Origin of the sequence: Flavobacterium sp. Root935 (assembly GCF_001429295.1) — a bacterium.
Classification (GTDB): domain Bacteria; phylum Bacteroidota; class Bacteroidia; order Flavobacteriales; family Flavobacteriaceae; genus Flavobacterium.
This window is the reverse complement of the sequence record NZ_LMJL01000008.1, coordinates 338842-350052: the sequence shown is the minus strand read 5'-3', so window position 1 is coordinate 350052 and position 11211 is coordinate 338842. Positions and strand designations below refer to the sequence as shown.

Below are 11211 nucleotides of genomic sequence, written 5' to 3'. Positions count from 1 at the left end.
TTTCCATATTTTATTTTTCTTCATTATGAATTACGGCAACTGGTTTTCCAGAAACCTTTTCTTGTAAATGCTGGAAGATGATGAAGAGCACCGGAATGATAAACAAACCTAGAATTACTCCTGAAAGCATCCCTCCAGCTGCCCCGATACTGATAGAGTGGTTACCTTGTGCAGATGGACCTTTGGCACTCATCATTGGCACTAAACCTACTACAAAAGCAAGAGACGTCATGATAATTGGTCGCAAACGTAATTTTGCTGCATCGATTGAAGCTCTGACTAAAGCTTGTCCCGATTTTCGTTTTTGAACGGCAAACTCGACAATCAAAATCGCATTTTTAGCAAGAAGTCCAATCAGCATGACGAGCGCAACTTGTACGTAAATGTTATTTTCGATTCCAGTTAAACCAATCGCTACGAATACTCCAAAAATACCTGCAGGGATTGACAAGATTACAGCCAAAGGCAAAATGTAACTTTCATACTGTGCAGCAAGTAAGAAATAAATGAATATCAAACACAGTAAGAATATAGTTGCAGACTGTCCTCCGGAAGAAATCTCCTCACGAGTCTGGCCCGAGAATTCAAACCCGTAACCTGCAGGTAATTGTTGTGCTGCTACTTCTTCAATGGCTTTAATGGCATCTCCCGAACTAAATCCTGGTTTCGGAATCGCATTAATCGAAATTGAATTAAATAAATTGTATCTAGAAGCGGTTTCAGAACCATAAATACGGGTTAGTTTCACTAAAGTATTTATTGGCACCATTTCGCCTGTTTTGTTTTTGACAAAAACTCTGTCAATAGCAGTTGGATCAGCTCTGTCTTCGATATCGGCTTGAACAACCACACGGTAATATTTACCAAATCGGTTGAAATCAGAGGCCTGAGCGCTACCAAAGTAAGCCTGCATCGTTTGTAAAATGTCTTTTACATTAACGCCTAACTGATTTGCTTTTTCGTCATTAACTTCCAATTGTAATTGCGGATAATCTGCTTTGAAAGAGGTAAAAGCAACAGCAATTTCTGGACGTTTCATTAATTCGCCGATAAAGTTTTGAGAGATTCCAGAGAATTTATCCAGTTTTCCTCCCGTTTTATCTTGAAGAACCAAATCTAAAGCCTCAACGTTACTAAATCCAGGAACAGTTGGGAAACTGAATACGAAGAAACTTCCGCCAGAAATAGCGCCCAGTTTACCACGAACCTGATTCATGATTTCGTCAATATTTTTCACTTCGCCTCGTTCCTCATTTGGTTTAAGCAATACGAAAACTACTGCAGAAGATGGACTTGTTGAATTTGTCAATAAGTTGAAACCTGAAATCGCTGTTACAAATCGAGAAGCATCTAAACCTCTTAAAGTATTCTCAGCTTCAGTCATTACTTTTTGAGTTCCGTCTAATGATGTTCCAGAAGGTGTATTTACTGCAATAGCAATAAATCCTTGATCTTCTGTTGGGATAAATCCTGCTGGAGTTGTTTTCACCATAATTACTGTTGCAACAGTAATTAAAGCTAATCCGCCTAAGCTCAACCATTTTCTTCTGATTAAGAATTTCAATCCGCCAACGTAACGGTTTGTCAACGATTCAAAACTGCTGTTGAAAGCGGTAAAGAATTTTTCTTTAAATCCTTTTTTCTCATAAGGCGCGCCATGATCGTGAGATCCATGATTATCCTTTAAGAATAAAGCAGCAAGCGCCGGACTCAATGTTAAGGCATTAACAGCCGAAATTACAATTGCGATTGCCATCGTAAAGGCAAACTGACGATAGAAAACTCCTGTTGAGCCTTCCATAAAACCAACCGGCAGGAATACAGCAGCCATTACCAGCGTAATCGAGATAATAGCACCCGTTATTTCGTGCATTGCTTCATGGGTTGCGATTTTTGGAGACAAACGTTTGTGCTCCATTTTCGCATGCACCGCTTCGACTACCACAATGGCATCATCGACCACAATACCAATCGCCAGAATTAATGCGAAAAGCGTTAAAAGGTTGATCGAAAATCCGAATAACTGCATGAAGAAGAACGTTCCTAAAATTGCTACAGGTACAGCAATAGCCGGAATTAATGTTGATCTAAAATCTTGCAAGAAGATAAATACCACAATAAATACCAGTATAAAAGCTTCTATTAACGTATGCTCAACCTGTTCGATAGATTGGTCAAGAGATACTTTTGTACTATAGAAAATATTGTGTTTAATGCCTTTTGGAAAATCTTTAGAAGCCTTTTCCATCATTTTGTTAATAGCAATCTGAATATCATTCGAGTTAGAACCCGCTAACTGAATAACACCAATTACAATTCCTTTTTTACCATTTAAACGAGTTAAACTGTTGTAAGAGTAAGCACCAAGTTCAACTCTCGCTACATCTTTTAAGCGAAGTACTGAGCCATCTGCATTAGAACGTATAGCAATATTTTCATAATCTTCTGGTTTGGTTAATTTTCCTTTGTATTTAATAACGTATTCAAAAACCTCTTTGCTTCGCTCTCCAAATTTCCCTGGAGCCGCTTCCAAACTTTTGTCCTGAATCGCTCCCATAACTTCGCTTGGCGTTACTTTGTAAGTCGACATTTGCGTTGGATTCAACCAAACACGCATAGAATAATCTTTTACACCACCAAAAATACTAGCAGAACCTACACCCGGGATACGTTTTAGTTCCGGAATAATATTAATCTGCGCATAGTTGGCCACAAAAGTCTGATCATATTTCGATTCATCTTCTGTGTACATACCAATCGCCATGATGAAACTGTTTTGCTGTTTCGCCGTAACAATACCTTGCTGTACAACCTCCGCAGGAAGCTGGCTCGTTGCCTGAGCAACTCTGTTTTGTACGTTTACCGCAGCCTGATCGGCATCTGTTCCAAGCTTAAAGAAAACCGTAATCGCTAAAGTACCGTCGTTACTGGCTGTAGAACTCATATAAGTCATGTTTTCTACACCATTTATTGATTCTTCGATAGAAGGTGCCACAGAACGTAAAACCGTTTCTGCGTTGGCTCCAGGATATACCGCCGTTACCAAAACCGATGGAGGCGCAATATCAGGAAACTGTTGTAAAGGCAGTTTAGTTAAACCCAATACCCCCAGAATTACCAATAAAATGGAAATTACGGTTGCCAGTACAGGTCTTTGTATAAATATTTTGAACATTGTCTTTTAGAATTATTTTTTATTAGTTACTTGGGCAACTTTTGCAGCTTTTTCAGGTTGAATCGCCTGTCCGTCCTGAAGTTTGTCAATACCGCTCATTACGATTTGATCACCCGTTTTTACACCATCTTTAATTAAATAATTGGTACCATTTTTACCTACAACTGTAATTGGCATTTTGGTTACTTTGTTGTCTTTGCCTACGGTGAAAACAAATACTTTATCCTGCATTTCAATCGTAGCGGCTTGCGGTACTAAAATCGCATCGTCGTGTTGTAACCCTAAACGAATTCTTCCTGTGTTTCCAGAACGTAAAGTTCCGTTTGCATTGGGGAAAGTTGCTCTAATGGTGATCGCTCCTGTAGTTTTATCAAACTGACCGTCAACCATATCGATTTTTCCAGTTTGAGGATAAGCGTTATTATCAGCCAAAATCAAAGTAACCGGAGGCAGTTTTTTGATTTTATCACCTAAAGAACTTCCTGCGTATTGTGATTTAAAGTTGATGAAATCTGTTTCCCCTAAAGAGAAATAAGCAAATACTTCATGAACGTCAGATAAAGTCGTTAAAGGCTCAACATCAGCAGCAGAAACTAAACTTCCTTGTTTTTTAGGCAGTCTTCCAATGTAACCACTTACCGGAGCTGTCACATTTGTGTATCCTAAATTAATTTTAGCAGAACCAACCATTGCTTTTGCCTGCTCGATATTCGCAGCAGCAATTTTTTGAGAAGCTTTAGCCGTTTTCAATTGATAGTCAGAAACTACTTTGTTTTGAACCAGCGGAGTAAGTTTATCTACTTCTAAATTAGCGTTGATTAAAGCCGCTTCTGCAGCGTGAAGACTTGCCAAAGCATTGTTTAACTGCTCACGAAACGGACGCTCATTGATTTTGAATAAAGTTTGTCCTTTGCTTACATACGCACCTTCGTCAACAAAAATTCTGTCAAGGTTTCCGCTTACTTGCGGGCGAATTTCAACATCAACAGTTCCTTGTATTGCAGCAGGATATTCAGCGTCAGTTGTAGTGTTTGCACTTGTAATAGCCAGCACAGGTAAAACCGGTGGAGGCGGAGCAGTAGGCGCCTGATTTTTATCGGCACAGCTGCTTAATACTAGGGCCAGAATAAAACTGGTTATAATTACATTTTTCATTTTCATAGTGGTTTTAATTGGTTGAACATTTTCTCGGATTAAATTCTTTGGTATTCTGGCATTCTCGGGATTCATATTTAATTGAATTAAATTATCTAACGTTGTTAAGTAAAATTGCACAAATTTTTATACAGCAAGCCCTTTCCAATTCTATTCTAAATCGGTATTAAATTATCTAACATTGTTAAGTAAGAGTCTAAAAAAGAGCTTTTACTACCTTTATTAAATTTTCTAACAGTGTTAAGCGAATGTTATAAAAAAAAGGATTTTATATTATCCTGTTTAAATCATTTTACACCGTTAAGTAAAATTGAAAATTTTTTTACTGTATAGATTTGATGATACCGCCAATGGCATCTTTCAAAATCTGAGCATTTATTGTTTCTAAAATATCACTTTTATTGATGATATTGATGGCGATTAAACCATGAATAACAGAAAAGAAAGTAAAATATTTTTGTTTGATGATATCTTCACTAGGGTTGCTGTCCTTCATGATTTCAGCAATAACACCTGTGAACAATTTGTAAGGTGCTTCCTGAGCCGAACATCGCTGTGCGCAGCAGGTCATTTGAACACCAAACATTAACTGATACATTTCAGTATTAGTAAAAGCGAAGTCCCAGTAAGTCATCCACATGGCTTCTAACTGATCTTCGGGTTTTTCAAATTTGGCTTTAGCAGTTTGTAACTCTTTCGCCAGTTTCATAAAACCTTTGCCAGTCAGTTCTTCTAGTATTGCTTCCTTATTTGAGAAATATTCATAAATAATAGGAGCAGTATATTCGATCCTATCGGCAATTTTACGCATACTCAAACCATTCCAGCCTTCGTCTTTCACGATATCATAAGCAGCCCCAAGGATGTTGTTCCTTGTCTCTTCTTTTTGTCTTAAAATTCGATCTTTACTAGCCATTATATTCGAGTATTAAATTGTTTAACACTGTTAGGCAAATGTATGGCGGTTTTTCTAATTATGAAATATTTTTATCATAATATTTTCTTATCGTGTCATAGATTGATTTAAAAAACTTCGGAAAGCCCTTATTTTATTCAAGTTTTTGTCTGGCTGATTATTTTAAGGAGCAGACATTTTTTAGTTTTTAAGACCATTTGTCCCGCTCTCCATTATATTTTTTGTAGTCTCGTTAAAGAAACGAGACCACAAAAAGATACCATTTCGATCGGGGCTAGACGAGAACGTATCTTTTTCATTAGAACTTTTCAAATTTTACCATCAATGATTTTCTCGAAGGTAAAATTCCAGAGGAATGAAATATTTATAGATTGTTAAATAGCGGTTTACAAAAGCTCCAGCGGAGCGATATAATAATTATCAAAATCAACAGAGATATTTCGCCCCACTGGGGCTCTATCAAAATGTAATTAATTGTTTCTATAATATTTCGTCCCGCTGGGACTTTTAATGAAATAGTAATTGTTTCTTTTGTCGGACTGAGCAAAACCACCTGTATTAATTTTTTTCGTAACATTACAATAAAAAAAATGAAACCACTAACCATCCTAAAAACCACAATTACTCTTTTATTTTTCCAGCAGACTTTTTCTCAGGAAACCAAAAAAGAAACCGCACAGCCGCAATACACAATTGAAAACTGTGTCAATCATTTCGAATTAGAAAAAGCAACAAAAACCAAGGTAGGTTATCAATATTGGTTTGGCGATAAAAACTTCACTCAGGAAAACACACTCAAAATGAGTATAGTAGAACCTGGCAAATCTACACACGCGCCACACCATCACGTCGAAGAAGAATTTTTCTATATCCTCGAAGGCACAGCCGAATTCTACCTTGACGGAAAAACCAAAATCGCAGGTCCGAACACGAGTTTTTACTGCCCCTCAAATATGGAACACGGAATCAAAAATGCTGGAACTACCGATTTAAAATATTTGGTTATTAAAAAGGATTTGAGGTAATTCCTTTAATATGATTTTTAATCGTTCTCTAAGTTTGTCATCCTATAAAATAGGGAACTAACATGACAGTTATTTTATATAATTTCATTTTAATTTTTAATAAAAATCTGGATTTCAATTAATTAACTTTTATTAAAGAAAGGTTTAACACTGTCCGCTTTCTCTGGCTGTTTCAAATAAGTAATTTTAGGTAAATCAAAATTAATCACATTTTAAATATTTAAAATTATGAAAAAGAATATAGCCATATTAGCAACAAACGGTTTTGAAGAATCAGAATTAGCATCTCCTAAAGCCTATCTGGAAGAGCAAGGTTGGAATGCAGATATTGTAAGTTTGAAATCAGGAACTATTAAATCTTGGAAAGACGGAAATTGGAGCAAAGAATATAATGTCGATGTGGTATTAGATCAGACAAATGAAGCCGATTACGATGCTTTGGTTCTTCCGGGAGGAGTTATAAACCCTGATTTATTAAGAAGAGAAGAAGCTGCAGTAAATTTTGTCCGTTCATTTTTTGAAAGTAAAAAACCAGTAGCCGCTATTTGCCATGGTCCTCAAATTCTGGTAGATGCGGATGTTTTACAAGGTCGAAAAGTAACTTCGTTCTTTTCAGTTAAAAATGATTTGAAAAATGCCGGAGCACAATGGGAAGACTCAGAAGTGGTGGTAGACAATGGTTTAGTAACCAGCCGAAACCCTGATGATTTACCTGCTTTTAATAAAAAAATGGTAGAAGAAATTAAAGAAGGAAAACACGAGCGTCAGACAGTGTAATTTTTTTTTATTTCTTAAGTAACAAAAATGCAAGACCAAAATTGGTCTTGCATTTTTTTTGTGATAAAATTGTGGTGCTTTGACTTCGATCTGTCAGACAAATGTTTACATGCGGTTTGTCATCCTGAGGGACGAAGGATCGCACGCGCATATCGACAAGGATTGACGACTTAGCTTATTTTTTCTAACTACTGCATGAAAAACCTCGATCTTATGGATCAAGGATTTGTTTCAATGTTTTTGGTTTTTCAATGCGTTATCTATAATTCTAATGTAATCAAATAAATAATGAAAGCAAGTATTATTGATCCAATTCCAACTATCAGTATAGGATCGACTATATCAAAAAGTTTAGGTTTTTTAGGAAGAGAATATACAATGGCTGTCAAAATAGAGATCGAAAACAAAATCAGAAAAATTCTTTTTCCTCCTCCAGTGTCTACTTCATTTCTGCATCTAAGATCGAGGTATTCTTTATCATTTTTTACCAGCGAATGAATTTCACAAGAATTTTGTGTGTTGAAATCATTCAAATCATCTTTTAAAATAGCAATGGAGATGGTATCTCCAGTTTTTATTTCATTTATAACTTCTTGATCATTAACACAACTATAGTCATAACCAGCAATCTCAAAAGTACTTTGATTATTAATGCAATTAAATTCTATCCATTTTCTGCTTCTTTTTCCTTTTCTTTCTTTGAATTTAGGAGCGTTTGAAATGATCAGGTTTTCATAAACTTCAAGATCTGATTGTTCTATGACATAACTTCCACTAATGACTTTGATAAAAAAATAAGTTCCGAAAATGAGACACAATACAGATACAACTAAATAACCTTTTTGTTTTTCTTCCCAATCACTAATGTTGTTAATCATATTAAAGTTTGTCATATTTTGTATTCAAAAATAGGAATATTTTTAGAGATTTTGGCTTTGGAATTGTTTGTGTTTTTTTACAATCTTGTTATTTTGACCTAAGTCATAGTGCACAGGCGAAGCAAATCTCCACAAGTAGCTCCGCAATCTAGATCGCCAATCTTTGTAGAGTTTCTCGCTAAGATTTCTCTCCCGAAGCCTCGGGATCGAAATGACAAAAATGCGATAAATGCCTGCTGAAATATAGATTTCTTATATTTGATAATAGTAATATATTAATTGAAAGAAAAATCTTTCTTTTTAAAAAGTTTTCTTACATTTGAAGTTCCTATAATTACGACTTTAAATTAGAACAAGATTTGCCCTTGTATTATGTGTACGGTATCGGAAACGACCGTAAACGCTGTCGTAGGCGTTAGGAACACTAAAATGCAAGGGTTTTTTATATTCCTAATACTACGACATTATGAGTACAAAAAACACCCTTTCCAAAGAAGCCGAAACAAGGCTGATTGATTTTTTTAACCATATTATAGATCCCGAAGATATGGCTAAAATATTAAGACAAGTAAATTGCATTTTAGCTCTCGGCGTAACGCGACAACACGAAACACTCCAAATTGGACTTTTAAATTTTGAAGACAATTATTATTGGCTCAATGAATTGGCGGAGATTTTGAATCCTTATTTGAGTGAGGACTAAGGTTGATAAAATGGAAAAACCTCGATTTTTTTAGGATCGAGGTTTTAGTTCTTAAGGATATAATGTGTTCATTACTTTGCGGGTGCAGATTTCAAATCCGCGCTATCTGGTTTAATCATATTACTCATAGTCGTCATTCTCAAATATTACTCCTCTATTTAGACCCATTTATTTTATAGATTGAATCTTTGTATTTTTCACTAAGTAAAAATATAACTTCGCCTGTAAAGCGTTCTTTTTGTTGTTCTCCATTTCGTATCTCAATAGCCACAATTGTATCTATAGAAAATCCATCCTTTTTAAAAATTAATTTACTTGATACATCATGATTTTTATCAAGTTCAAAATAACCTGCTTCATTTGTGATCGTTGCTTTCTTACTGTGTATATTATAGATCGTAACATCTTTCAAAGGTTTACAATTAGTATCATAAACATATCCATTGTATTTATCATTTTTACAAGAACAGACTAAATAGAATAATAGTAAAATATACCTATTCATCATAATATATTTAATTTAGTTAACTATATTAACCCCAATACATCATTTTCAGAAGCCACTCTTCTTTTATAAAAATTAGGTTGTTTAAATTTACCTCCTAATATGTTATCAGAATGATAAGGCATGATGTCTATTTCTCCTGATAGAGGAAATTTAGGATTTTATTACTATCTTTTATTTTAATCTTGCGAAAGATAAATTCTTTGTCCTTTAAAACATTTGTTTGATGTTTCTCCTGAATTACTACATCCATAAGAAGGCAGGGTATCAATTTTATAGCCTTTTGCAATAAAAACTAACTTTGATGGATAATTTTTAGTATATGGCAATTTAAAATAACCATCTTTATCTGTATAAGTTGTAATATTATTATCGACATCATATACTTTTACATTTTCAATTGGAACATTCTTTGTAGTATTGTATACAAAGCCGTATTTTGATTCATAATTACATGAGATAAAAAAGATATTCATAATGAAAATAATTAAATAATTTTTCATGATACTTTTATTTTTGTTAACCACAGTAAACTTAAAACATCTTCTTCGGATGCAGCGTATTTTGCATAATCACGATTTCCTGACCATGGTTCATCTTCATAATAATACATCAAATTTATTTCTCCTTTTGTTCTCAATTCATTAAAATAACTTTTTCCTCCATCGCTAATTTTGATAACTCTTTGTGTTATATCAGAAGTTCCTGCATGAGTATAAGAATACTCAGTTCCACCATACGCTTGGAGAATTGTATGACCTATCTCATGCGCTGATGTATCTGAAAAATTTTCATCAACTTTATATTTCTTTGCATCTGAATAATACCAATTTTGTTTAGATATTTCATACCAGTCAACATTGTTCAAATATCCAATATTATATGCTATTCTCTCGCCTGATACTAATTTTCCAAAAGTTGATACAACATCTCTAACTTTACTTGGATTTCCTGAACGCATCCAATCATTATTGGTATTGTAAGTTAGCTTAACGGTATTCATTGTGTTTTCTTTAACATTGAAAGTATTTATATATAATTCAAATAAATCTCCATTAATATTTATATTTTTTGCTACTGCATGATTTCTATTTCGCCCCCAATGATAATTTAATCCATCTAAAGCTAATTTTTCTAAATCTGAAAAGCTTCTTGTTCTGCTTTTAATAACGGGATTATTTGGATTTAAAACGGAAGGGGGAATTTTATCCCAATCGCAAACTGTCCTCGCAGGCGTTCCATACATATTTGCATTTATGGTTTGGCATGTTAATCCATTTTCTCCGCCATCAGTAAGGTTTACTCTGAGTGTAACATCTATACGTTTTGTGTTTCGATTAATTATTACATCTACCCAATCAACCTCTTTGTATGAGACTTCAAATTCAATTTCTTTCGTTTTTACTTTGCCCTCCTTAGTTGCTATAATCTGCGCTTTCAGTTTTTTACCCGCAAATTTTGTACTGTCATAGATTTCGTCATTGTCAAAACCATCCCAATTTAAGTGATATTCGCCTCTTTTTGTATAATCTGGTTCTGACAAAACATAGGGCGCAAAAAGTTTTTGATATCCCCATGTTTTTGAAATAAGCGGTCCTTGTGTTGTTTTTTTTGCTTCAAAAAGAATAAGGGGCTTTTTTTGTGCTAATATGATTACTGGTTTTAAATATCCCATCTGATAAATTACCTCATTATTCTCATCTGTAATTTTAAAATCCAAAGAATCTATATCACTGTTTTTTAAGGTGTATTTAAAATTAAAAAAAGGATTTTCAGGATTGTTTTTAAAATCTAAAATTCCAAAAGGAACAACTGTTTCTTCTTCTTTATCTAATTTAAGATCTAGTTCGAAATCTAATTTTTGAGACCCCGAATAGATTTCTGGCTTTCCAAAATAAGTTTGACCACTAGCTGTCATTGATGCCTTTCCTCCAACATTTGAAGTGTATTTTTTAGTAAAAATTTCAACTTCTTCATGTTGTTCATAATTGCCTTTAGATTTTCTATAAATTGTCATAATTGATTCCTGTTAATGTTTTTCTCCACTATCTAAATTTCCACGTAGGTGTCGTAAAAT

The 11211-nt window shown here is 34.3% G+C and carries 10 protein-coding genes; 3 read left to right on the top strand and 7 right to left on the bottom strand.

Features of this window, described 5'->3' with window-relative positions; all coding sequences use genetic code 11:
* Positions 1 to 10: 10 nt before the first annotated feature.
* The 3 genes from ASE40_RS06860 to ASE40_RS06850 form a co-directional block, all read right to left on the bottom strand.
* On the bottom strand, positions 11 to 3175 hold the full coding sequence (locus tag ASE40_RS06860; protein WP_057116222.1) for an efflux RND transporter permease subunit: 3165 nt from the start codon (positions 3173 to 3175) through the stop codon (positions 11 to 13).
* 12 nt (positions 3176 to 3187) lie between these two features.
* On the bottom strand, positions 3188 to 4405 hold the full coding sequence (locus ASE40_RS06855; protein ID WP_057116221.1) for an efflux RND transporter periplasmic adaptor subunit: 1218 nt from the start codon (positions 4403 to 4405) through the stop codon (positions 3188 to 3190).
* A 247-nt stretch (positions 4406 to 4652) separates the two neighbouring features.
* On the bottom strand, positions 4653 to 5246 hold the full coding sequence (locus ASE40_RS06850) for a TetR/AcrR family transcriptional regulator (RefSeq protein WP_057116220.1): 594 nt from the start codon (positions 5244 to 5246) through the stop codon (positions 4653 to 4655).
* A gap of 590 nt (positions 5247 to 5836) precedes the next feature.
* Between ASE40_RS06850 and ASE40_RS06845 the strand changes: the two genes are divergently transcribed.
* Together ASE40_RS06845 and ASE40_RS06840 are read left to right on the top strand one after the other, a co-directional pair.
* Positions 5837 to 6271, top strand: coding sequence for a cupin domain-containing protein (locus tag ASE40_RS06845; protein WP_057116219.1), 435 nt, complete (start codon positions 5837 to 5839; stop codon positions 6269 to 6271).
* 228 nt (positions 6272 to 6499) lie between these two features.
* Positions 6500 to 7048 carry a type 1 glutamine amidotransferase domain-containing protein gene (locus ASE40_RS06840; protein WP_057116218.1) on the top strand — a complete coding sequence of 183 codons (549 nt, stop codon included), beginning with the start codon at positions 6500 to 6502 and terminating at the stop codon, positions 7046 to 7048.
* Between the two features lie 260 nt (positions 7049 to 7308).
* Here the strand turns inward: ASE40_RS06840 and ASE40_RS06835 are convergent, their stop codons facing one another.
* A complete protein-coding gene (locus tag ASE40_RS06835) occupies positions 7309 to 7941 on the bottom strand; it encodes a hypothetical protein (RefSeq protein ID WP_128414946.1) in 633 nt (210 codons plus the stop codon).
* Between the two features lie 451 nt (positions 7942 to 8392).
* Here ASE40_RS06835 and ASE40_RS06830 point away from each other — a divergent pair, with 451 nt between their 5' ends.
* Complete coding sequence (locus tag ASE40_RS06830; RefSeq protein WP_057116216.1) at positions 8393 to 8629, top strand: hypothetical protein; 237 nt, start codon at positions 8393 to 8395, stop codon at positions 8627 to 8629.
* A gap of 154 nt (positions 8630 to 8783) precedes the next feature.
* On the opposite strand, the gene ASE40_RS06825 is transcribed toward ASE40_RS06830, so the two are convergent.
* The 3 genes from ASE40_RS06825 to ASE40_RS06815 all read right to left on the bottom strand — a co-directional run bounded on the left by ASE40_RS06825 (position 8784) and on the right by ASE40_RS06815 (position 11151).
* The gene (locus ASE40_RS06825) at positions 8784 to 9137 is read right to left on the bottom strand and encodes a carboxypeptidase-like regulatory domain-containing protein (protein ID WP_057116215.1); all 354 of its coding nucleotides are present in this window, start codon (positions 9135 to 9137) and stop codon (positions 8784 to 8786) included.
* A 176-nt stretch (positions 9138 to 9313) separates the two neighbouring features.
* Complete coding sequence (locus ASE40_RS06820) at positions 9314 to 9610, bottom strand: carboxypeptidase-like regulatory domain-containing protein (RefSeq protein WP_128414945.1); 297 nt, start codon at positions 9608 to 9610, stop codon at positions 9314 to 9316.
* A gap of 23 nt (positions 9611 to 9633) precedes the next feature.
* Positions 9634 to 11151: a hypothetical protein gene (locus ASE40_RS06815; RefSeq protein ID WP_198530109.1), complete on the bottom strand. Its 1518-nt coding sequence runs from the start codon at positions 11149 to 11151 to the stop codon at positions 9634 to 9636.
* Between the last annotated feature and the right edge of the window lie 60 nt (positions 11152 to 11211).